At 66.9% G+C, this 21,408-nt stretch carries 26 protein-coding genes; 12 read left to right on the forward strand and 14 right to left on the reverse strand.

Annotation, left to right across the window (positions count from 1 at the left end; translation table 11 throughout):
* Positions 1–18: 18 nt before the first annotated feature.
* The gene (locus DK26_RS09610; protein WP_066471111.1) at positions 19–921 is read right to left on the reverse strand and encodes a pyridoxamine 5'-phosphate oxidase family protein; all 903 of its coding nucleotides are present in this window, start codon (positions 919–921) and stop codon (positions 19–21) included.
* A gap of 5 nt (positions 922–926) precedes the next feature.
* Positions 927–1,550 (reverse strand): glutathione S-transferase, encoded by a 624-nt coding sequence (locus DK26_RS09615; RefSeq protein ID WP_066471112.1) that lies wholly within the window; start codon positions 1,548–1,550, stop codon positions 927–929.
* Between the two features lie 95 nt (positions 1,551–1,645).
* Here DK26_RS09615 and DK26_RS09620 point away from each other — a divergent pair, with 95 nt between their 5' ends.
* Positions 1,646–2,554: a LysR family transcriptional regulator gene (locus DK26_RS09620; protein WP_066471115.1), complete on the forward strand. Its 909-nt coding sequence runs from the start codon at positions 1,646–1,648 to the stop codon at positions 2,552–2,554.
* A 14-nt stretch (positions 2,555–2,568) separates the two neighbouring features.
* Here the strand turns inward: DK26_RS09620 and gcvA are convergent, their stop codons facing one another.
* The gene (gcvA, locus tag DK26_RS09625) at positions 2,569–3,492 is read right to left on the reverse strand and encodes a transcriptional regulator GcvA (RefSeq protein WP_066471124.1); all 924 of its coding nucleotides are present in this window, start codon (positions 3,490–3,492) and stop codon (positions 2,569–2,571) included.
* Between the two features lie 105 nt (positions 3,493–3,597).
* Between gcvA and DK26_RS09630 the strand changes: the two genes are divergently transcribed.
* Positions 3,598–3,822: a DUF1127 domain-containing protein gene (locus DK26_RS09630; RefSeq protein ID WP_066471126.1), complete on the forward strand. Its 225-nt coding sequence runs from the start codon at positions 3,598–3,600 to the stop codon at positions 3,820–3,822.
* A gap of 90 nt (positions 3,823–3,912) precedes the next feature.
* Here DK26_RS09630 and DK26_RS09635 read toward each other — a convergent pair whose 3' ends face one another.
* From DK26_RS09635 to DK26_RS09645, 3 genes are all read right to left on the reverse strand, one after another.
* Positions 3,913–5,313 carry an ATP-binding protein gene (locus DK26_RS09635; protein ID WP_066472551.1) on the reverse strand — a complete coding sequence of 467 codons (1,401 nt, stop codon included), beginning with the start codon at positions 5,311–5,313 and terminating at the stop codon, positions 3,913–3,915.
* A gap of 53 nt (positions 5,314–5,366) precedes the next feature.
* Positions 5,367–6,095 carry a response regulator gene (locus tag DK26_RS09640; RefSeq protein WP_066472554.1) on the reverse strand — a complete coding sequence of 243 codons (729 nt, stop codon included), beginning with the start codon at positions 6,093–6,095 and terminating at the stop codon, positions 5,367–5,369.
* A 62-nt stretch (positions 6,096–6,157) separates the two neighbouring features.
* Complete coding sequence (locus tag DK26_RS09645; protein WP_248309947.1) at positions 6,158–6,622, reverse strand: MarR family transcriptional regulator; 465 nt, start codon at positions 6,620–6,622, stop codon at positions 6,158–6,160.
* Between the two features lie 230 nt (positions 6,623–6,852).
* On the opposite strand from DK26_RS09645, the gene DK26_RS09650 reads away from it, so the two are divergent.
* Entirely contained in the window at positions 6,853–7,740 is an 888-nt protein-coding gene (locus DK26_RS09650; RefSeq protein WP_066471131.1) for a branched-chain amino acid aminotransferase, read from the forward strand.
* Positions 7,741–7,797: 57 nt separating this feature from the next.
* Here the strand turns inward: DK26_RS09650 and DK26_RS09655 are convergent, their stop codons facing one another.
* The 5 genes from DK26_RS09655 to uvrC form a co-directional block, all read right to left on the reverse strand.
* Positions 7,798–8,880 carry a DUF1176 domain-containing protein gene (locus DK26_RS09655; protein WP_066471133.1) on the reverse strand — a complete coding sequence of 361 codons (1,083 nt, stop codon included), beginning with the start codon at positions 8,878–8,880 and terminating at the stop codon, positions 7,798–7,800.
* Between the two features lie 2 nt (positions 8,881–8,882).
* A complete protein-coding gene (locus tag DK26_RS09660) occupies positions 8,883–9,338 on the reverse strand; it encodes a molybdenum cofactor biosynthesis protein MoaE (protein ID WP_066471135.1) in 456 nt (151 codons plus the stop codon).
* Between the two features lie 162 nt (positions 9,339–9,500).
* Positions 9,501–9,752: a molybdopterin converting factor subunit 1 gene (gene moaD, locus DK26_RS09665; protein WP_066472557.1), complete on the reverse strand. Its 252-nt coding sequence runs from the start codon at positions 9,750–9,752 to the stop codon at positions 9,501–9,503.
* 23 nt (positions 9,753–9,775) lie between these two features.
* Positions 9,776–10,387: a CDP-diacylglycerol--glycerol-3-phosphate 3-phosphatidyltransferase gene (pgsA, locus tag DK26_RS09670; protein ID WP_066472560.1), complete on the reverse strand. Its 612-nt coding sequence runs from the start codon at positions 10,385–10,387 to the stop codon at positions 9,776–9,778.
* A 137-nt stretch (positions 10,388–10,524) separates the two neighbouring features.
* The gene (gene uvrC, locus DK26_RS09675; protein WP_083533117.1) at positions 10,525–12,627 is read right to left on the reverse strand and encodes an excinuclease ABC subunit UvrC; all 2,103 of its coding nucleotides are present in this window, start codon (positions 12,625–12,627) and stop codon (positions 10,525–10,527) included.
* Positions 12,628–13,018: 391 nt separating this feature from the next.
* On the opposite strand from uvrC, the gene DK26_RS09680 reads away from it, so the two are divergent.
* The 8 genes from DK26_RS09680 to DK26_RS09715 all read left to right on the forward strand — a co-directional run bounded on the left by DK26_RS09680 (position 13,019) and on the right by DK26_RS09715 (position 17,972).
* Positions 13,019–13,228: a cold-shock protein gene (locus tag DK26_RS09680; protein WP_066471138.1), complete on the forward strand. Its 210-nt coding sequence runs from the start codon at positions 13,019–13,021 to the stop codon at positions 13,226–13,228.
* A 140-nt stretch (positions 13,229–13,368) separates the two neighbouring features.
* Complete coding sequence (gene rpsU, locus DK26_RS09685; protein ID WP_066472563.1) at positions 13,369–13,644, forward strand: 30S ribosomal protein S21; 276 nt, start codon at positions 13,369–13,371, stop codon at positions 13,642–13,644.
* 33 nt (positions 13,645–13,677) lie between these two features.
* Entirely contained in the window at positions 13,678–13,929 is a 252-nt protein-coding gene (locus DK26_RS09690) for a hypothetical protein (RefSeq protein ID WP_066471140.1), read from the forward strand.
* Between the two features lie 149 nt (positions 13,930–14,078).
* A complete protein-coding gene (gene lgt, locus DK26_RS09695) occupies positions 14,079–14,918 on the forward strand; it encodes a prolipoprotein diacylglyceryl transferase (protein WP_066471143.1) in 840 nt (279 codons plus the stop codon).
* Positions 14,915–16,021 carry an SAM-dependent methyltransferase gene (locus DK26_RS09700; protein ID WP_066471145.1) on the forward strand — a complete coding sequence of 369 codons (1,107 nt, stop codon included), beginning with the start codon at positions 14,915–14,917 and terminating at the stop codon, positions 16,019–16,021. Before lgt ends, DK26_RS09700 begins: the two co-directional genes overlap by 4 nt.
* A gap of 17 nt (positions 16,022–16,038) precedes the next feature.
* Positions 16,039–16,803, forward strand: coding sequence for a peptidoglycan editing factor PgeF (gene pgeF / locus DK26_RS09705; RefSeq protein ID WP_066471147.1), 765 nt, complete (start codon positions 16,039–16,041; stop codon positions 16,801–16,803).
* Positions 16,804–16,918: 115 nt separating this feature from the next.
* Complete coding sequence (locus DK26_RS09710) at positions 16,919–17,188, forward strand: hypothetical protein (protein WP_327520715.1); 270 nt, start codon at positions 16,919–16,921, stop codon at positions 17,186–17,188.
* A 154-nt stretch (positions 17,189–17,342) separates the two neighbouring features.
* Positions 17,343–17,972 carry a 2-hydroxychromene-2-carboxylate isomerase gene (locus DK26_RS09715; RefSeq protein WP_066471152.1) on the forward strand — a complete coding sequence of 210 codons (630 nt, stop codon included), beginning with the start codon at positions 17,343–17,345 and terminating at the stop codon, positions 17,970–17,972.
* A gap of 13 nt (positions 17,973–17,985) precedes the next feature.
* Here DK26_RS09715 and DK26_RS09720 read toward each other — a convergent pair whose 3' ends face one another.
* Together DK26_RS09720 and DK26_RS09725 are read right to left on the reverse strand one after the other, a co-directional pair.
* Positions 17,986–18,735, reverse strand: a complete 750-nt coding sequence (locus tag DK26_RS09720) for an SDR family oxidoreductase (RefSeq protein ID WP_066471154.1) — start codon at positions 18,733–18,735, stop codon at positions 17,986–17,988.
* Positions 18,725–19,522, reverse strand: coding sequence for a glycosyltransferase family 2 protein (locus DK26_RS09725; RefSeq protein WP_066471157.1), 798 nt, complete (start codon positions 19,520–19,522; stop codon positions 18,725–18,727). The genes DK26_RS09720 and DK26_RS09725 overlap by 11 nt, the downstream gene beginning before the upstream one ends.
* Positions 19,523–19,909: 387 nt before the next feature.
* Between DK26_RS09725 and DK26_RS09730 the strand changes: the two genes are divergently transcribed.
* Positions 19,910–20,560, forward strand: a complete 651-nt coding sequence (locus DK26_RS09730) for an outer membrane protein (protein WP_066471160.1) — start codon at positions 19,910–19,912, stop codon at positions 20,558–20,560.
* A gap of 216 nt (positions 20,561–20,776) precedes the next feature.
* Here the strand turns inward: DK26_RS09730 and DK26_RS09735 are convergent, their stop codons facing one another.
* Positions 20,777–21,382 (reverse strand): glutathione S-transferase, encoded by a 606-nt coding sequence (locus DK26_RS09735; RefSeq protein WP_066471163.1) that lies wholly within the window; start codon positions 21,380–21,382, stop codon positions 20,777–20,779.
* Positions 21,383–21,408: the final 26 nt, after the last annotated feature.

Consider the following 21,408-nt stretch of genomic DNA (forward strand, 5'->3'; position numbering starts at 1 on the left):
TCGCCGAATTGGCCGCCGCTATTGCCGCTGCCAGATTCCGGTCGCGAGCGTCGTCGGGGCCGGCTCGGGCTCCGACCAGCGCAGCGGCAGCGCCGCGCGGCGGCGCCAGCCGCGCCGGCTGTGGAAGCGCCAGAGCCGCTGCGCACCGGCGAGCTCGGTAAGCTCCGCTCCGTCCCAGATGATCTCGGTCTCGCCCTGCAGCTGGATGAGATCTCCGCTCGAAAAATCGATGAAGAGCAGGCTCGCGGCTGGTTCGAGGAGCAGGTTTCCGAGCGTGTTGAAATAGCTGTTCCCGGCGAAATCGGGGACGGTTAGGCAGTCGCCCCCGACGGCGACGAAGCCGGGCTGGCCGCCGCGATGCGATATGTCCACGCCACCCGCCGCGGCGCTGGCAATGAACAAGGTGTCGGCGCGCAGGATCAGGGCCCGTGCCTCAGCGTCGAGACCGACGAACGCCTCGGCCGGAGCCGGGTCGACGGGAACCCGCACCGGTTCGCGGCTTTGGATGTATTTGGCGCAGTTGCCGAAGCTCTCGCTGACCTCGACTGTCAGGCCGGCGTCGGTGAGCGTCGTGACCGTGCCGTTGGCGCGGTTGCGCCGGCGCGTCCGGAAATCCAGCCCGAGCAGGCCGATCGGCGCCCCGGGCGCGAAGGCCGCCATGGCGGGGTCGTCCGGCGGCGGCTGCGCTGCGATCGAAAGCGCGGTCGGCGATGGGCTGGCGACGAAGCCTTCCTCGCCGGTCAGCACGGTCGCGATCGGGTGGCCTGCGGCGTCGCGTCCGGCGGCAAAGAGATAAGGCAGCAGCGCGAAGAATTCCCGGTGCTGGTCAGGCATGAAGCTGCGGATCCCGGCCCCGCGCGAGTTCAGCCCTGCGCGTGCCTGCGCCGCCAGCTCGCCGCGATGGAAGGGCTGCCCGTCCATCGCGGTCAGCCCTTCGCCGGTAGCGGCGAACGCGGCATCGGCTTGAAGAAGGGCAGGGCTTCGACGCGCGTGAGCCAGGCGCGGACGGCAGGATAAGGGGTAAGGTCGATGCCGCCTTCGGGGGCGTGCGCGACATAGGAGTAGCAGGCGAGATCGGCCAATGTCGGATGCTCGGCGGCGAGGAAGCTCCGATCGTGGAGATGCCCATCCATGAAGGAAAGCAGGCGGCTCGCAATGCGCTCGGCCCGGACCGGCTCGTCGGGGAAATTGAACTGGGCGATCATCCGCGCGGCGGCGGGACCATGCATGACCTCGCCGGCCGCGATCGAGAGCCAGCGCTGCATCTGCGCTGCCGCCACGGGCTCGTCCGGGAGCCACATGCTTTGCGGCGCATAGCGCCTGACCAGATAGACCATGATGGCATTGCTGTCGGCCAGGGTGAGATCGCCATCCTGCAGCACCGGGATCTGACCGAGCGGGTTGAGGGTGCGAAACGCTTCCGCCCTCCGGATTTCCGCCGGCGCCGCGACGAAGTCGAACTCCAGCCCCAGCGCGCGCAGAAGAAGCTCGACCCGGTGCGTATGGCCGGAGAGCACGGTGCCGTGCAGGATAATCTGGGAGCTGGACATGGTGACCTCGCGTTTGCTGAGGCACTCTGATTGTTTCGCATTCCGGTCGAAAGACGGTATTATCGCAAATCAGAATTCCATCTGGAGCAACTGATCTGGACCGCCTCGACGAGCTTTCCATCTTCGTTGCGATCATCGACACAGGCAGCCTCGCCGGAGCGGCAAGGCAGCTTCGGCGCTCGCGCCCGGCGGTGACGCGGGCCCTCGCAGCCCTCGAAAGGCGTGCCGGCGTCAGCCTGATCGCGCGTACGACCCGGCAATTGATGGCGACGGAAGCCGGCCGCGAGCTGGCGGCATCGGCGCGCCGCATCCTCTCGGAATACGATGCCTCGCTGTCCGGCGTCTCCGGAGCGCCGGTGCGCGGGCTCCTGCGGATCACGGCGCCGCTTGCTTTCGGGCGGCGTCATGTCACGCCGATCGTTGCCGAGTTCCTCGACCTTCATCCCGAGGTCCAGGTCGAGCTGACCTTGTCCGACCGCAATCTCGATCTGATCGAGGAGGGGCTCGACCTCGCGGTCCGGATCGGCGAGCTGCCGAATTCGCGGCTGGTCGCCCGCAAGGTCGGCGAAGTCAGGCGGGTGCTGGTGGCCGCGCCCGATTATCTCGCGCGGCGCGGCACCCCGCAGCGCCCGTCCGACATTGCCGGGCACGACACCATCGCCAGCATCGCCGCCGGCCAGACCCTGCTCTGGCGCTTCGCCGGCAGCGGCCGCGAGGCGAGTGTGACGATCACGCCGCGCCTGATCGTCAACGAGGTTGAGTCGGTGCTGATCGCGGCCCGTTCGGGACGCGGCTTGGCGCGGGCCTTGTCCTACCAGGTCGCGCCCGACCTTGCGGCGGGCAGCCTGGTCCGGCTGTTACGCGAATGGGAGCCGCCGGCGGCGCCGGTCCAGCTCGTCGTCCCGGGCGGCCAGCATCTGGCGCCGAAGGTTCGCGCCTTTCTCGACCATGCGGCGGCGCAGCTCCAGCATCTGCCGGTTATCCGGCCCGAGGCCGGCCGCTAACCCGGTCGCGGCTGTCAGAGCTGCTCGTTATGGGCCCTGGCCTCGTCGCGGATCCAGCTGCGGAACGCGGCGATCGCCGGGCGGTCCGCCGAGGCTTCCGGGCAGACCAGATAGTATTGATGCGGGCTCCTGACCTGATGGGTGAAGGGCCGGACGAGGCGGCCCGCAGCCTGATAGTCGCCGATCAGGACGCTGGTCGCGAGCGCGACGCCCTGGCCCGAGGCGGCGGCCTGCAAGGCCAGGAAGGTGTGGGAAAAGCGCGGTCCCTGGCTGGCATCGACATCCTCGACGCCGGCGAGGGCGAGCCAGCGCGGCCAGGTGATGTAGTCGGGGATGCCTTCCGCGGCTTCATGCAGCAAAGTGTGGTGGCGAAGGTCGGACGGTTCGAGCAAAGGGCGCAGCGGGTTGCCGAGCAGCGCGGCGCTGCAGACCGGAAAGAAGTGCTCCTCCATCAGCAGGTCCGAGCGCAGGCCGGGATAGACGCCCTGGCCGAAGCGGATCGCGACGTCGACGTCTTCGCGGCCGAAATCGGTCAGGTTCACCGAGATCGAGATGCGCACTTCGAGCTCGGGGTGTCGCTCCTTCAGCGAGCCCAGCCGGGGGATCAACCAGCTCAGGGCGAAGCTCGGCATGGTGCTGACCGTCAGAACCGTGGCGGCGTCGGGGCGCATCGCCTGCGCGGTCGCTTCGTTGAGCTGGTCGAGCAGGCCCGAGATCGTGGCGGCGTAGCGCTCACCGAGGGCGGTCAGCGCCACGCCCTTGCTCGGCAGCCGGACGAAGAGGGGGCGCCGGAGCCAGCTCTCGAGCGCCCGGACCTGCTGGCCGATCGCGCTCGCGGTGACCGCGAGTTCCTCGCCCGCCCGTTCGAAGTTGAGATGCCGGGCCGCCGCCTCGAAGGCGCGCAGCGAGGTCGGGGGTGGAAGCTGGCGACGGGACATTGGTTGGCCAAGTTCAGCTTGGGCGGAAGCGTAGAACTTCTCATTTGCTCTACCTGCCCGCAAGGCGCAGATTCTCAGGCATAATCGCCATGACAGGAGGCCGCCATGCCGGCCAAGATCGCCACAGAAAATCTATCCCAACTCGCAGAGAGGCATGCCGCAGCGGGGATTGCCGGCCTGCTGCTGCGCTTCGAGGACTGGCTCGCCATGCGGGCGAGCGCGCGCGCCCTTTACCGCATGGACGACCAAGCGCTGTCCGATCTCGCTTTGTCGCAGAGCGATGTCGAGCGGGTGAACCAGTCGGCCCGCAAGGCGCCGTGGCGCCAGTAAGGCGCTTCCAGCAGAACGAGACGTCTATGCGTCCCCGGGATGGGCGTAGCCCGGCCCGGGGCTTGCGCATGCGCTGAAGAGCTCGTCCGATCAGACCGGCAGGCGCACCGTCGCGCGCAGGCCGCCGAGCGGCGATTCACCCAGGATGATGTCGCCGCCATGCGAGCGGGCGATGTCGCGGGCGATGGCGAGGCCGAGGCCTGTGCCACCGCCATCGACATTGCGAGCCTCGTCGAGGCGGAAGAACGGCTTGAACACATCCTCGCGCAATTCCGGCGCGATGCCCGGCCCGTCATCATCGACCATGACGATGAGATAGCGCGCATCATGCGTGGCGCGGATCGCGATGCGGTCGCCGAAACGGGCCGCATTAGAGACGAGGTTGGTCAAGAGCCGCCGGATCGCATCGGGTCTGACGACGACCAGCGGGTCGCCGACGACGGTGAGTTCGGTCTGGTGGCCATGGCGCTCCGCGTCGACCTTGAGGTGCTCCAGAAGCGAGCGGATATCGGTCTCGACCGGCGACTCGCCGGCGTCGCCGCGCGCGAAGGCGAGATAGTCCTCGAGCATGCGGCTCATCTCGTCGACATCCTTCTCGATCGCCTCCAGGTCGGGCGATCTTTCGAGAAGTGCGAGGGAGAGCTTGAAGCGGGTCAGGATGGTGCGCAGATCGTGGCTGACGCCGTTCAGCATCATGGTGCGCTCGCCGATCGAGCGTTCGACGCGCCGCTTCATTTCGATGAAGGCATTGCCGGCGCGCCGGACCTCGCGTGCACCGCGCGGGCGGAAATCGGCGTCGCGGCCCTTGCCGAAGGCTTCCGCCGCGTCGGCGAGACGCAGGATCGGCCGGATCTGGTTGCGCAGGAACAGCACCGCGATGGTCAACAGGATCAGCGAGGTGCCCATCATCCAGAGCAGGAAGATGTGGCTGTTCGAGGCATAGGCCTGGCTGCGACGTGTCAGCACCCGCATCACGTCCTTGCCGAGCTTGATTCGGATCTCGATCAGGCTGGAGCGGCCGACGGTGTCGAGCCAGAACGGGCGCTTGACCTGCTGGGCGAGCTCGGCCGAGAGCGCGCTGTCGAGCAGCGAGAAGAAGGGGCGGGGGCCCGGCGCCGGCAGATCGGCATCGGGCAGGATGTCGACGTCGAGGCCGAGCCGCTCCTGGGCGATGCGCGAGAGCTGATCCGCGTCCTTGTCCTGCGGGTAGGTCTCATAGACGTCGATCAGGGCGGCGATATCCTGCGAGACCGCCGCGGAGAGCCGCTGCGTCACTGTCTGCCAGTGCCGTTCCATGAAAACATAGGCGATGACCGATTGCAGCAGGACGACCGGCGCGATGACGATCACCAGGGCGCGCGGATAGAGGCCCTTGGGCATGATCCGGCTGATCGCCCGCGCCGGGCGCTTCTGGAGGCGCTTGAGCGGCGCGAACAGGGTGGCGCCGATGCGCGTCAGAGCGGTGCCCACCGGGCGCAGCCAGGCACCAATTCTCGCCGCGAGCGGGAGGAGGCGGCGCCGGAGCGAGGCGTCGGCCATGGTCTTCAGCCCCGGTCGATGACGAGGCGGTAGCCGACGCCGCGAACGGTCTGGAGATAGAGCGGATCGGCCGGGTCGCGCTCGATCTTGCGGCGGAGCCGGTTGATCTGGACGTCGATGGTACGGTCGTTGGCGGCCGAGCCCTGATTGGCGAGCTGCTCGCGCGGCACGTGCTCGCCCGCCCGCTCGGCCAGCACGGTCAGGATCTCGCGCTCGCGCTCGGTCAGACGGATCGATTCCTCGCCCTGACGCAATTCGCCGCGGGCGAGGCCGAAGACGAAGGGGCCGAAGCGGACATAATCCGGCCGTGGCGGTGCCGGCGGCGGTTCGGGCTGGGCCGTGCGCTTGAGGATGTTGCCGAGACGCAGGATGAGTTCGCGCGGCTCGAACGGCTTGGCGAGATAGTCGTCGACGCCGATCTCGAGCCCGTTGATGCGGTCGCCGCTGTCGGTCCGGGCCGTCAGCATCAGGATCGGGATTTCCGAGCCGGCGCGCAGCCGCCGCGCGAAGTCGAAGCCGTTCTCGCCCGGCATCATGATGTCGAGCACCATGGCATCGAAGACGAGATGGCCGAGCCGGGTATCGGCCTCGGCCGCATTGGCAGCGGTGGTGACGCGGTAGCCGTGATCGCCGAGGAAGCGGGCCAGCAGGTCGCGCAGGCGGCGGTCGTCGTCGACCACCAGGATATGCGGGGCCTCGTCCGGAATCGGCTTGCGCTGGCCACTCGGCGCCATCATCCCCGTCCCCTCGATTCTGTCGGAGCTCCGCTCATGCCCCTTTCGAGTAGCACGAAGCGTCAGACCGACCCAGCCAGATGCGCCATCACGCTGCGCCGGGCAGCCGGATCGATCAGTCCGGCGAGATAGCGCGTGATGATCGGGGCGGTTTCGGGACCGGCCGCTTCTAGGGCCCGGCCGATGCGGCGCGCCTGCAGCTCGGCGAGGCGCACCGCGAGCTCGCGGCCCGCCGCGGTGGCGTGCAGCTTGCGCTGGCGCTTGTCGCGGGTGCCGGGGCGCTGCTCGACGAAGCCGGTCTCGACCAGCTCCTTCAGCACCCGGTTCAGGCTCTGCTTGGTGATCTGCAGGATGTCGAGCAGTTCGGCGATGGTCATGCCCGGCCGGCGCTGGACGAAGTGCAGCACCCGGTGATGGGCACGGCCGAACCCGTAGTCGGCGAGGATCCGGTCGGGGTCGCCAACGAAATCGCGATAGGCGAAGAAGAACAGTTCGATCAGGTCGTAGGGCACCTCCTGGCTCGCCACGTCGGAGGCAGTCGGGGCTACGGGATTCGGGGTGGGCGTGCTCACGTTCGTGATCTCTTTTTATGTCAGCCTTGTTGACATATCTCAGACGTAAGATTACCGGTCAAGCACGCGGTGCGACCGATTATGTCGCAAGCGCCGGCTTCGGCGTAGTTTTGATACCGCGCTTGCGCCCGGTTTCGCCTTGTGGCGATGTCGGCCGCAAGAAAAGGATCAGGAGGATCTGTACCATGTCAGTCATTCCTTTCGACCAGCGCGACGGCGTCATCTGGTTTGACGGCAAGCTCGTGCCGTGGAAGGAAGCCAAGGTGCACGTACTCACCCATGGCCTGCATTACGGATCCTGCATCTTCGAGGGCGAGCGTTCCTATGACGGCGTGATCTACAAGTGCACCGAGCACTCGCAGCGCTTGCACAAGTCGGCCGAGATCATGGATTTCACGATCCCCTATTCGGTCGCCGAGCTCGACGCCGCCAAGTATCTCTGCCTCAAGGAAAACGGCCTGCGCGACGCCTATGTCCGCCCGGTCGCCTGGCGCGGCTCGGAGATGATGGCGGTTTCCGGCCTGAACAACGCGATCCATACCGCGATCGCGGTCTGGGAGTGGCCGAGCATGTTCGACATGGCGCAGAAGCTGAAGGGCGTGCGCCTCGACGTCGCTGCCTATCGCCGGCCCGACCCGGCTTGCGCCCCGGTGCATGCCAAGGCCGCCGGCCTCTACATGATCGCCACGCTCTCCAAGCACAAGGCGGAGCGCGCCGGCTATGCCGACGCGATGATGCTCGACTGGGAAGGCAATGTCGCCGAATGCACCGGCGCCAACATCTTCTTCATCAAGGACGGCGTGATCCACACTCCGACCGCCGACCGCTTCCTGAACGGCATCACCCGCCAGTCGGTGATCGAGCTGTGCAAGAAGCGCGGCTTCGAAGTGGTGGAGCGCCGGATCCGGCCGGAGGAGCTGGAAGGCTTCTCCGAGTGCTTCATCACCGGCTCCGCCGCCGAGGTGACGCTGGTCTCCGAGATCGGTCCCTACAACTTCATCACCGGCAATATGGGCAAGGTGGTCATGGAAGACTACTCGGACGAGGTTCGCCCGAAGTCCAAGGCAGCCTGAAGCTGCTTCACATTGTCGCTTGAAACAGTCCCGGGCAGCCCCGCTGCCCGGGACTTTTCATTTCGTGATCTTCACATCGCTGCGGAAGAGCACGAGCCAGTCGTCCGACGGCAGCTGGCGGCATTCGCCCATCGCGCTGAGCGTCGTGAGTGCGAAATCGGTGCCGGTCCAGGCGTAGTTGCCGAGACCGCCGCAGTCGCCGATGCCGCGGCCCTTGGCGAAGTAGCCGAGCTGGCCGCTCTCGGGAGTGTAGTCCGAGTTGATCAGGACGTTGTTGTCGTTGCCGGCGAAAGCGGCCTTGCGTGCGCCGGCCACCGCATCCCCCGTGACCAGCCAGTAGCCGGTGAGGATGTTGTAGGCGCCGCTGCCGCAATACAGCCCGATCAGTCTGCGTCCGCCGTCGAGCGGCCACGCGCGGTCCGCGTTGTAGCGGGCGCCGTCCTCATCCTCCTCGCAGGCGTCCGGATCGCTCGCCTTCAGATGCTTGCGCAGGGCCGCGCCCAGTGCCTTTGCCGGGCCTTCGGCAAGCGCCGGCCCGGTCGCCCTGGCGGCAATCACCGGCAGTGCCGGTGGCGACGGCACCGTGCTCGCAGCAACCGGACCCTTGCGGACCAGCGCTGTCGTGGTGTTGAGGCGGCCCTGCTGCTCGTCGATCCAGAGCAGGGCCGCGACCGAGCCGGCGAGCGAGATCGCATAGCTCTTGCCGGCCAACGACGCCGAAAGCCTGGTCGCCTTGCGTGCGGCGGCGATCAACGCTGCCGTGTCGGCTTCGGAAAAGACGATGCGGGCGGTCTCGGCGTCTTCGACGGTGGCGGCCAAGGGCTTGCCGCCGGCCGGGAAGGGCGCGCCGTTGAGCTTGAGGCCGATCGCGAGCGGGGCCTTGAGCTTCTCTCCCGTCAGCTTGAGCGAGAGGGAGACCGTGCCGTTAGGGCCAGCGGGCCGTTCGAGCTTGAGGAACCCTACGCTCTCGGCAGTTTCTTCGGGCAGTGAAAGCGCGGTGCAGCTGCGCAAGTTATCGCAGCCGGCGATCCAGTCGCGGAAGGTCTTGCTCTGACCTTGCGCCGCGGCTGGGATAGTTGCAGCCATGAGCATCGCGCCGCAGAGCGGGACCAGCCGCGTCACCAACCATCCCGTGCCCATCGTCAGCTCCAGCGTTCCGCCGCCTTGTCGTCGTCTTCCTTGGCCTGGACCCAGCCGCCAAGCGTGCCATCAGCGAGATGCTCGCGCTTCCAGAAGGGCGCGCGGGTCTTGAGATAGTCCATCAGGAAATCGGCGGCCTCGAAGGCCTCGCGGCGATGGCTTGATGCGGCGATGACCAGGACGATCTGCTCGCCCGGTCTGATCAGCCCGAAGCGATGGATCGCGACGAGGCCGGCGAGAGGCCAGCGTGCGGCAGCCTCGGCGGCGACGCGCGCGATCTCGGCTTCGGCCATGCCCGGATAATGCTCGAGCTCAAGGGCTGCGAGCCGGCCGCTCTCGTCGCGGCAAAGGCCAGTGAAGCTGACGACGGCGCCGATACTGGCGTTGCCGCGGGCAAGCGCCGCGACCTCGGCGCCGAGGTCGAAATCCTCGCGCTGGATCCGGATGATCGGAGTCATCACGCAAGCTCCGAAAGAAAGCGCCGCTTTTCTCGAACGGTCATCCCGGCCGAAGCGAGGCGGAGAGCCGGGATCCATGCCTGAACCGTTCCGGAATGGATCCCGGGTCTCCCTACGGTCGCCCGGGATGACCAGAAAGGTTCACTCACGCTCAAAGAACTCTCACCCACCGGTCATCGGCGGGAAGAAAGCGATCTCGCGGGCGCCGGCGATGGAGGCCGCCGGCTTGGCATGGGTGTGGTCGATGGCGGCGCGCACGATGGCCTCGTTCTCGAAGGCGATCTCATAGCCCTCGCCACGAGTCTTCAACCAGCGCACCAGCTCGGCAACGGTCTCAGTACCGGGCGGCGGCGAGACGATCTCGTCGGACAGGCCGACGCGCTCGCGCACCCAGGCGAAATAGACGAGCTTCAGCGGCTGGGTCGCTACATGCTGGTTCATGGCGCGCGCTCATCCATGGCGACGAGATGCCTGATGCCGGCGTTGAGATAGTCCCAGCCGGTATAGATCGTCAGCAGGGCGGCGACCCAGAGCATGACGATGCCGATCTGGGTGTTGTGGGGCAGGACCTGATCGCCGGCCGGACCGACGACGAGGAAGCCGAGCGCGAAGAGCTGCGTCGCGGTCTTCCATTTCGCGACCTTGCTGACGGGGACGCTGACCTTGAGGTCGGCGAGGAATTCGCGCAGGCCGGAAACCAGGATCTCGCGGCAGAGGATGACGATCGCCGCCCAGATCGACCAACCGTGAATGGTGTCGGTATGGACGAGCATCAGCAGGAGCGCGCAGACGAGGAGCTTGTCGGCGATCGGGTCGAGCATGCGGCCGATCGCCGATTGCTGGCTCCAGGCGCGAGCGAGCCAGCCGTCGAGATAGTCGGTGACCGCGGCCGCGACGTAGATCGCCAGCGCCGCCCAGCGGGCCCAGTCGTCGCGCGGCCAGAACAACAACGCCACCAGCGCCGGGATCGCGGCGATCCGGCCATAGGTCAGCAGGTTTGGCAGCGACCAGGGGCCGCGGCGCCGGATAGCATCAGGAAGAATCGTCACGAAGAACACCAAGCCGCGCCTTTGCGACAGCGTCAACACGCAACACGGTGATTGCATGGCGAAGCTGCGTTGCGAAATCGGCAGGTCGGTGCTGGGCAGGTTCGCAGGTATTGCGAACGAACCTGCCGCAACGACCTTCAGCGCTCGTGAAAATGATCGTGAACGGCCTTCGCGGTCGCTGCGTTGACGCCCGGCGTCCGCATCAGGTCGTCGAGCTTGGCGCGTTGGATCGCCTTGACCGTGCCGAAATGTAGCAGGAGCGCGCGCTTGCGGGCGGGGCCGATGCCGGGGATCTCGTCGAGCGGGTTCTTGGTGATGTCGCGCTTGCGCTTGGCGCGGTGCGTGCCGATGGCGAAACGGTGGGCCTCGTCGCGCAGGCGCTGGATGAAATAGAGCGCCGGGTCGCGCGGCGGCAGCTTGAACGGCTCGCGCCCCACCATGAAGAAGGTCTCGCGCATGGCGTTGCGATCCTCGCCCTTGGCGATGGCGACGAGTGCGATGTCGGTCACGCCGCATTCGGCCATGATCTTGCGCGCCGCCTCGAACTGTCCCTTGCCGCCGTCGACGATGACGAGATCGGGCCGCGAGGGGAAGGGAGCGTCGTCGCTGGCCAATTCGGGTGGCGTCAATCCGACAAGTTCTGATGCGCCTTCGGCAGTGATGGTAGCGGGCGAGGGACTTGAACCCCCTACGCCTTCCTCAACGGCATCAGGCAGGTCGCGTGCATTCGTCGGTGTTGGCTCTGGCGTCTCGGTCGCCCCGCTCTCCTTCGCCAATCGCGAAAAGCGCCGCTTCAGCACCTCGCGCATCATGCCGAAATCGTCGCCCGCAATGGTGTCGCTGGAGATGTTGAAGGTGCGGTAATGGCTCTTCATGAAGCCGTCCTTGCCGGCGACGACCATGCCGCCGACCGCGTTCGTGCCCATGATGTGCGAGTTGTCGTACACCTCGACGCGGCGCGGTGCCCGCTCCATGCCGAAGGCTGTACCGAGCGCATTGAGCAGGCTCTGCTGGCCGGCATTGTCGGCGAGCTTGCGGGCGAGCGCCTCATGCGCGTTCTTCTGGGCATGGGCGACGAGGTCTCGCCGCTCGCCGCGCTTGGGCGCCGCGAGCTCGACCTTGCGGCCGGCGCGGGCGCAGAGCGCTTCGGCAATGAGGTCGGCCTCGGGCAGGTCATGCGAGACCAGCACCAGCCGCGGCGGCGGCTTGTCGTCGTAGAACTGGGTGACGACCGAGGCCAGCACCTCTGCAGGGCTGAGGCTCTTGTCGGCGCGCGGGAAGAGGGCGCGGTTGCCCCAGTTCTGCTTGTTGCGGAAGAAGAATATCTCGACGCAGAACTGGCCGGCCTGCTCGTCGATGGCGAAGACGTCGGCCTCCTCCACCCCTTGCGTGTTGATGTCCTGCCCGGCCTGGACGGCCGAGAGGGCCGCCAGCCGGTCGCGATAGCGCGCCGCCTTCTCGAATTCGAGGTCTTCTGCCGCCGCCTGCATGCGCTCGGACAGGAGCTGCTTCACCGCCGAGGAGCGGCCGGAGAGGAAGGCACGGGCCTGGTCGGCGAGAGCCTGGTAGTCGGCATGCGAGATCTCGCCGGTGCAGGGACCGGAGCAGCGCTTGATCTGGAAGAGCAGGCAGGGCCGCGTGCGGTTCTCGTAATAGCTGTCCGAACAGGAGCGCAGCAGGAAGGCCTTCTGCAGCGCGTCGATGGTGCGCTCGACCGCCCAGACCGAGGCAAAGGGCCCGAAATAATCGCCCTTGCGCTGGCGCGAGCCGCGGTGCTTGGCGATCTGCGGCGCCGGATGGTCGCCGGAGAGGAAGATGTAGGGGAAGGATTTGTCGTCGCGCAGCAGCACGTTGTAGCGCGGCCGAAGCTGCTTGATCAGGTTGGATTCGAGCAGCAAGGCCTCAGTCTCGGTGCCGGTGGTGACGAACTCCATGTTGGCGGTCTCGGCGATCATCCGCGCGACCGCATTGGTATGCGCCATGCCGCGGGCATAGGCGGTGACGCGGTTCTTCAGGCTCTTGGCCTTGCCGACATAGAGCACCTCGCCGGCGCGATCGAACATCCGGTAAACGCCCGGCCGGTTCGGCAGGTGCCTTGCGAATTCGGCGATCACTTCGATGCCGGCCTTGAGCGCACCCGGGGCGGCTTCGCCGAGGTCGAGCGCAGGCTCTTTGGGGAGGGCGGTTTCCTCCTCCAGCTCGGTCTCGTCTTCGGGACTATCGGGGCGTTCGCGATTCATGGGCTGCATGTAGGATGTCGCAGGCGCTTCGTCATGTCAGGAGCGGCTTCGTTCCTGCTCGATGTACCCGCGTACGGTTTTACGCCGGTGGACCTGTCGCTCGCGCGCTTGAATTGCACTGTATTCAGGCCGGCGGAGTGTCCGTTTTCCGTTGATGTGATCGAGATTTTATAGGCCACCTGCGATGGATGCCACGATGTGATCTGATCTCTTTTTGAATTTTTAATTGACAAAAGCGTTTCTGGATTCCATATCTATGTCTCGATATTAGGCCGAACGACTTGGCCTTGGCGCTTATGAACGCGCCGTGGTGACGATCTTCCTCCTCTGTTCGAAATCGCCGCTGCACTGTTTCGTGCGGCTTCAACAAGCACGACTGTAGGAGGCTCCCATGAGCTCGGGTTCGGTCAAGTGGTTCAACGCCACCAAGGGTTTTGGTTTCATTCAGCCGGATGACGGCGGTCAGGACGTCTTCGTCCATATCAGCGCTGTCGAGCGGGCTGGCATGCGCGATCTGCGCGATGGCCAGAAGATCAGCTACGAGCTGGTCCAGGACAAGCGCTCCGGCAAGATGTCGGCGGATAATCTGCGCGCCGAATGAAGGCCCGCTGCTACGGGCGAAGCGATCTGAAAGGCGACCACGGATGTACTGGCGCCATCACGTAACGCTCTGAAGCAAGGGCTATCGAGGGGTCGGGACATCAAGCCCGGCCCTTTTGCTTTTTTGAAGAGAGGATGCCGATGCAGGTTCTCGTGCGCGACAACAACGTCGATCAGGCGCTCCGCGTCCTGAAGAAGAAGATGCAGCGCGAAGGCGTCTTCCGGGAAATGAAGCAGCGCCGGTCCTATGAAAAGCCGTCGGAGCGACGCGTCCGCGAGCGCGCCGATGCCATCCGGCGTGCAAGGAAGGCGGCCCGCAAGCAGGCGCAGCGCGACGGTCTGCTGCCCGCGCCGAAGCGCAAGCCGCCGCTCGCCAGAACGCCCAGGCCCGGCATGTCGCCCCGCCCGGCGAGCTGACGCGCGTCCGGAGCCGGCTGGAGAGAGGTTGCCATGTCGAGCCGCAACATGAAGCTGGAAGACGCCAAGGCGCGCGCGCAGGTGGCCTTCGAGAAATCCGAGCAGCGCAAGCGCGATGCATCTCAGGTCTGGCAGTCGATCGAGGACGAAGCCCTCCAGGTGCGACTGAAAACGGAACGCCTGAAGGCCTTGCGTCTCGCCAAGGAAGCGATCGAGGCCGAAGCCAAGCCCAAGGTACCGGAGCCGAGCGAGGCGAAGCCGGTTCGCCGTCGCCGAACTAGCTGATTGCGGGTCGACGCTTCCGGGCTGCCTTAAGTGGAACACAGGCCGAGTCCGCCGATGCGGCCGTGGGCAGGCGAGCGGTGAGCATTTCCGCTTGACCGCACCCTGTGAGCGTTCGACACCACGCGCAACGCCCCCCGGATTGCCTGCTCATGCCCGTCTTCGCCATCCCCTTCCCAGTGATCGATCCCGTCGCGCTCCAGATCGGGCCGCTCGCGATCAAATGGTACGGGCTCGCCTATGTCGCCGGGTTGCTCGGCGGCTGGTGGTATGCCCGCAAGCTGGTGATGGCCGACGGGCTGTGGGGCGGCCGGGCGCGGCCCGGCGCCGACCAGCTCGACGACATGCTGCTCTTCGTCGCGCTCGGCGTCGTGCTCGGCGGGCGCCTCGGCTTCGTCCTGTTCTACGATCTCGAGCGCTACCTCGCCCGGCCGCAGGACATTATCGCGGTCTGGCAGGGCGGCATGTCCTTCCATGGCGGGCTGATCGGGGCGGCGACCGGGCTTGTCCTGTTCGCGCGCCGGCGCGGCGTGCCGGTGCTCAGCGTCTTCGATCTCTCGGCCGCGGTCGTGCCGATCGGGCTTTTCCTTGGCCGCATCGCCAATTTCATCAATGCCGAGCTCTGGGGCCGGCCGGCGCCGGATGTGCCCTGGGCGATGATCTTCCCGCATGCCGGGCCAGTGCCGCGCCACCCGAGTCAGCTCTACGAGGCCTTCGGCGAAGGTCTGGTGCTCTTCATCCTGCTCGCTCTGGTCGTGCGGGCCGGTGGCTTCAAGCGGCCGGGCCTTGTCGCCGGCGTGTTCGGCATGGGCTATGCGGTGGCGCGCATCGCCGCCGAGTTCTTCCGCGAGCCCGACCCGCAGCTCGGCTTCCTGTTCGGCACCGGCACGGGCGGCGGCGGGTTGACCATGGGCATGCTGTTGTCGATCCCGCTCTTCCTGGCAGGGCTCGCCCTCGTCCTGCGTGCAAGGCGGGGGCAGGCGCAATCGTGACGCCGCTGGCGCAGGAACTCGTCCGGCTGATCCGCGACGAGGGGCCGCTCAGCGTCTCTCGCTACATGGCGCTCTGCCTCGGCCACCCGCGCCATGGCTACTATATGAAGCAGGACCCGTTCGGCGCTGCCGGCGACTTCACCACGGCGCCGGAGATCAGCCAGGTCTTCGGCGAGCTGATCGGGCTCTGGGCGGCGACGCTCTGGCGCATGATGGGCGAGCCGGCGGCGTTGCGTCTCGTCGAGCTCGGGCCTGGCCGCGGTACGCTGATGCAGGACATGCTGCGGGCCGGCAAGGTTGTGCCGGGCTTTCGCGAGGCGCTCACCGTCCATCTGGTCGAGACCAGCCCGGTGCTGCGCGAGCGGCAGAAGCAAACCCTGGCCGCGAGCGGCGTGGCTCCCCTCTGGCATGAGCGGATCGGGGACGCGCTCGCAGGTCCGGCGATCATCGTCGCCAACGAACTCCTCGACGCGCTGCCGCTCGACCAGTTCGTGCTGACGCCGGAAGGCTGGCGCGAGCGGCTGGTCGGCCTCGACAGCGAGGGCCAGCTCGCTTTTGGATTGTCGGCGGAGCCTGAAACCAAGATCGCGCGCGCAGCCCCACAGGGTTCGTTGCTCGAGCAGCCCTTGGCCGCCCTGGATATGGCCGCGACGGTCGCGCGCCATGTCGCGGCAGCGGGCGGTGCCGGCCTGTTCATCGATTATGGCGCAGCGCAGACCGGCTTCGGCGACACCCTCCAGGCGATGCGCCGGCATGGCTTCGTCGCCCCATTGGCTGACCCCGGCGATGCCGACCTCACTGTGCATGTCGATTTCGCGCGCATGGCGCAGGCTGGCCTTTCCGCCGGCGCGGCGGCGCACGGTCCGGTGACGCAACGCGATTTCCTGCTGGCGTTGGGGCTCGATCAGCGCGTTGCGGCGCTGTCGCGGCGGGCGACGCCGGAGCAGGCGGCGACGCTGCTGGCAGGCGCGAGCCGGCTGGTCGAGGCCGGCAGCGAGACCGATATGGGGCAGCTCTTCAAGGTGCTGGCATTGGCCGACCCGCGCCTGCCGCTTCTGCCCGGATTTGACCTTCATCGCCTGCCAGAGCAGGCCGTCCCCTGAATCGGAGCCGGAAAGCGATGTTCATCACCTCTCCTGATCTTGCCGGCGAAGCCGGCATCCGGCACGCCTTCTTCACGCGCGAGGGCGGGGTCTCGACCGGGATCTACGCCTCGCTGAACGGCGGTGTCGGCTCGCGTGACGATCAGGCCCATGTCGCCGAGAATCGGGCGCGCATGGCGGCGCATCTCGGTGTCGAGCGTGACAAGCTCGTCAGCGTCTACCAGGTGCATTCTCCCGATGTCGCCGTGGTGACCGGGCCCTGGCCGGCCGAGCGCCCGCAGGCGGATGCGATGGTGACTGTCGCCCACGGCGTCGCTCTCGGCGTTTCCAGCGCCGATTGCGGGCCGATCCTGTTCGCCGATAGCGAGGCTGGCGTGATCGGCGCGGCCCATTCCGGCTGGAAGGGGGCTTTCGGCGGCGTCGTCGGCGCAACCGTGACGGCGATGGAGAAGCTCGGTGCGCGGCGCGAGCGCATCGTCGCCGTGCTCGGCCCGACGATCAGCGCCACGGCCTATGAGGTCGGGCCGGAATTCATCGAGCGCTTCAAGGCTGAGAATCCGACCTATTCGCGCTTCTTCCACGCCTCGGAGCGCCCGGCACATGCGATGTTCGACCTGCCGGCCTTCATCGCCCATCGCGCCCAGGAGGCTGGGATCGGCCGCTTCGTCGATCTCGCGCTGTGCACCTATGGCGACGAAGCCCGTTTCTACAGCTATCGGCGGACGACTCATCGCCAGGAAGCCGATTACGGGCGGCTGATCTCGGCGATCGCGCTATCCTGATCCCAACCTGCCTGCCCTTGCGTCATCTTTTGTTGCTTGTGGGGCGGGGCGGAGTCATCCTTCCGCGGTCATCCACCATCAACATGGCTGCGGGGGACACATGGAACAAATCCTGATGAATCTGGTCGCCGGGGCGATCGGCGGCAATGCTGCAGGCAAGGCTTCGCCGACCTTCGATCTCGGGACCATCGGCAACACCATCGCCGGACTAGTTGGCGGTGGCGTGCTCGGCCAGCTGGTCCCGATCGTGCTTCCGGCGATCACCGCGGCGGCGGCAGGCGGCAATCTCAGCATCGGCGGCATCCTCGCCAACCTGATCAGCGGTGGTGCCGGCGGCGCGATCCTGACCGCGATCATCGGCGCGGTGAAGAACAAGGCCGCCTGAGGCGCGCAAAGCTGGAAGGCGCTGCCCGTCGCCGAGAGCTCTGACGCTGCCATTCGTAAGTTCACGCGATTCGCGCATGAGCATTCGCGGCGGAACCACTTGTCGCCGCACATCGCGGGAGGGCAATCTCGCGCGCCTTGTGTGGAGACCGGCGATGCAGCGACAGATCGACTACTATTTCTCCCTCCTTTCGCCCTGGACCTATCTCGGGCACGAGCTTTTCCTGTCGATCGCTGCGCGCCATGGCTGCACGATCAATTATCTACCGGTGCCGCTGCGCTCGGTCTTCGACGAGACCGGCGGCCTGCCGTTGCCCAAGCGCCACCCGGTCCGCCAGCGCTATCGCATCCTCGAATTGCAGCGCTGGCGCGAGCGACGTGGAAAGGCGCTCAACCTGTTCCCGCGCCATTTCCCGCTCGACATCGCACTCGCGGACCGGGCGCTGATCGCGGCGACGCTCGCCGGCAAGGACCCCGGTGCCTTCATGGAGCGGGTGCTGGCCGGCGTCTGGGCGCAGGAACTCGACCTGTCCCAGCACGGGCTGGTGATCGAGATGGCCGATGCGTCCGGGCTCGACGGGCAGGCGCTGGTCGGACAGGCCGAGTCGGAGGCGGTGGCGGCGCGCTATGCGGCGTCGAGCGAGGCGGCGGTCAAAGCCGGTGTCTTCGGCGCGCCGAGCTATGTCCTCGGCGGCGAGGTGTTCTGGGGCCAGGATCGGCTCGAATTGCTCGATGACGCGCTGGCGAGCGGCAGGGCGCCCTACAGCACCGAGGCGAAGGCCTGAGCGGCGGGCATCGTCAATCGACGATGTCAGGCGTGCGCCAGCCGAGGTGTTGGCCGGCGTCGACCGCAATCATCTGTCCGGTGATCGCCTCGGCGCGAGCGAGATAGAACACCGCATCGGCGATCTCCCGGGGCTCGACCTTGCGGTTCAGCAGCGTGCCGGCCGCCTCGGCGGCGAGGGCGTCTTCGCCGCCATGGGAATTGGCGAAGGTCGGGCCGGGGCCGACGGCGTTGACGCGGATCCGCGGGGCGAGCGCCTGCGCCATGGTCGTCGTCGCCGCCAGCAGGGCCGACTTGGTCAGCGTGTAGGAATAGTACTGCGGCGTCAGCTTGCGGACGCGCTGGTCGATGATGTTGACGATCGCGCCCTTCCGGTCTGCCGGAAGCCGATTGGCCATCGCCCCGGCGAGGACCGAGGGAGCGCGCAGGTTGATCGAGAATTGCCGATTCCAGCGCAGCACCTCGAGCGAGCGGAGATCGTCGACCAGGAAGCTCGAGGCGTTGTTGACCAGCAGGGTCACCGGGCCGAACGCCGCTTCCGCGGCCGGCAGGACGCCGTCTACCGCGGCGGCGTCGACCAGATCGGCGGTGACGACGGCGGCCAGACCACCCTTCGCGCGAATCTGCGCGGCGAGTCCCTCGGCCTCGCTGCGGGACTGGTTGCAATGGATCACCACCGCGTAGCCCGCCTCCGCCAGGCGCTCGACGATCGCGCGGCCGATGCGTCGCGCGCCGCCGGTGACGAGTGCGACCTCAGCGGCCATCGTGGCCTCCTTCGTGGCGCTCGCCGCGACGCTGGAGCCGGCGCTCCCAATGCTTGGCAACACGCAGATAGCGGTAGAACGCGTAGTTCATGGCGGTCATGAAGCCGTAGACCCCGCGCAGGGCGTGTCGGCGGCCGATATAGGCCTTCAAGAAATTCCCTGGGAATTCCAGCGCCAGCCGCAGGGCCGAGAGCGTCGCGCCACGCTGGTCGAGATCGTCGGCCTGGGCGTCGCTGTAGGAATTGAGCTTGGCGATCTGCTCGCCGAGCGAGCGCACGGAGTAGTGATGGATCGTCCCCTTCAGCCGGCCGACGCGGACGCCGGGCTGAAGCTCGACACGATCATGTACAGGGGAGGGCGAGTAGCGTCCCTTGTCGCTGCGATACAGGCGGACCGGCGTCAGGGCGTAGGCGAAGCGGTGTGGCGCGCCCTCGCCGGGAAAAACCTCGGCGATACGCAGCTTATAGGCATCTTCGGCCGGCTCGCCGGTGGCGAACAGAGCGGCAATCTCGTTCACAAGTTCGGGCGGTGCCACCTCGTCGGCATCGAGATTGAGCAGCCATCGATGGCGGCATTGCTCTTCGGCGAAGCGCTTTTGCGGGCCGTAGCCCGGCCAGGGATTTGTAATGACGCGCGCGCCCAGTTCGGCGGCAACGGCCTGCGTGCCGTCGGTCGAGCCGGAATCGACCACCACGATGTCGTCGCTGAGCGAGCGCACTGCCGCGATCGTACGGCCGATCCGGTCAGCTTCGTCGCGGGCTATGATGAAAATCGAGAGAGGCGGCACGCAAAGCGTCTCGGTGGCGAGGGAATGTGGGCTAAAGCATGAGGCGCCGAAGCCTGCAAGCAGCGCCGGGGTCCGATGCCTTTCGGAAGGCCGCCGGGAACCCAGATCGGATTGCGGCGTTTCTGTGGTGGCTCGTGCGTACTCAAACGTACCCGCTGCCGTTACGTTAGTATTCGATTCAGCATTCAGATTGCGTTAACAATCACTAACCAGCGTTGATCAATGTGCCTTGATGCTTCTGCCTTCTGCCGCATTTTCGCCGCGGTCTGGCAAGCTAGCTGTGTTCTCGCCGCAACAGACACCGGCGGCAAAGATGCCTATAACGGGGTCATCGAAATCACCGTCGGTCCAGCGCCGGCACCAGTGACGACTACCAAGGAGTATACCATGAAGAAGTTTCTGCTTTCGGGCGTTGCGGCCCTCGGCCTCATCGCCGCTGGCGCTGCCTCCGCTGCCGACCTGCCGAGCCGCAAGGGCCCGGTCGTGGCTCCGGTCTACGTTCCCGTCTTCACCTGGACCGGCTTCTACGTCGGTGCCAACGCCGGCTACGGCTGGGGTAACGTGAACCTCAACGGTTGGGCCAACAACATCGGCGATCTCGACGGCTTCGTCGGTGGTGGCCAGGTCGGTTACAACTACCAGATGGGCCAGTTCGTGATCGGCGCGGAAGCCGATTTCCAGGGCGCCGATCTCGGCACCGGCCGCGGCATCTTCGGTGAGAGCGTCAAGACCGAGTACTTCGGCACCGTCCGCGCTCGCGTCGGCGTCGCCTTCGACCGGTTCCTGCCCTACATCACCGGTGGTTGGGCCTACGGCAACGTCAAGACCTCGATCCCGGGTCTGGCCTTCTCGTCCGACCGCAGCCACACCGGTGGTTACACTGTCGGCGCGGGCGTCGAGTACGCCTTCACCAACAACCTGATCGGCGGCGTCGAGTACCTCTACGTCGATCTCGGCGAGAAGAACATCCTCGGCGCCGGCACCAAGGTCGGCACCGACTTCTCGGTGGTCCGCGCCCGCCTCAGCTACAAGTTCTGATTTCTCCTCCCGGAGACGGAACGAGACCCGGTGGCTTCGGCCACCGGGTTTTTCTTTGTCTGGAGCGCAGGTAGGGCGACTGCCGGCCCGCCCTTGCTCTCGCATAAAAAAAGCCGCCCTTCCGGGCGGCCTTGTCGTCAAAACTGCGGGCTGGTCGTGCGTTGGGATGAACGCAGCGGCTCGATGCGATACGTGCTCGTCAGGCCGAGGTCCCGCTCATCCCTTGAAGCGGGTCGTCTCGAAGGCCGGTACCTTGGCTGCGAAGGCATCGAGCCAGGCGACGAGGCGCGGATGCGCAGCGCGCCATTTGCCCTCATGGCGCAGATCGAGATAACCCAGCGCGCAGGCGAGCGCGATTTCGCCGATACGTGGGCGCTCGGCAAAGGCCGGCGGCTGGGCTTCGAGGACGGCCAGCGCGCGGTCGATCTTGCCCTGCTGGTTCTCGACCCAGCCGGCATGGCGCATCTCGGACGCCCGGAACCGGACCTCGTAGACCTGCAACAGGGCTGCGTCGCAGATGCCGTCGGCGAGCGCTTGCAGCCGCAATTGCGCGAACCGTTCGGCTCCGACCGGGATGATCCTCCCGCCACCGGCGAGATGATCGAGGTAGTCGACGATGACCCGCGAGTCGAACAGGGTCGACCCGTCCTCCAGCACCAGGGTCGGGATCTTGCCGAGCGGGTTCTGCTGGCGCAGCGGGTCGGCGGCATTGGTGGTGTCGGCCACGACGATTTCGATCTTGTCGGTGAGACCGAGCTCGATCATGGAAATCTTGACCTTGCGGCCAAACGGCGAAGCGGGAGAGGAGCGCAAGGTCAGCATGGGGTGGCTTTCAAGCTCGTTGCGAA

Origin of the sequence: Allobosea sp. WAO, from assembly GCF_001509835.1 — a bacterium.
GTDB lineage: Bacteria > Pseudomonadota > Alphaproteobacteria > Rhizobiales > Beijerinckiaceae > Allobosea.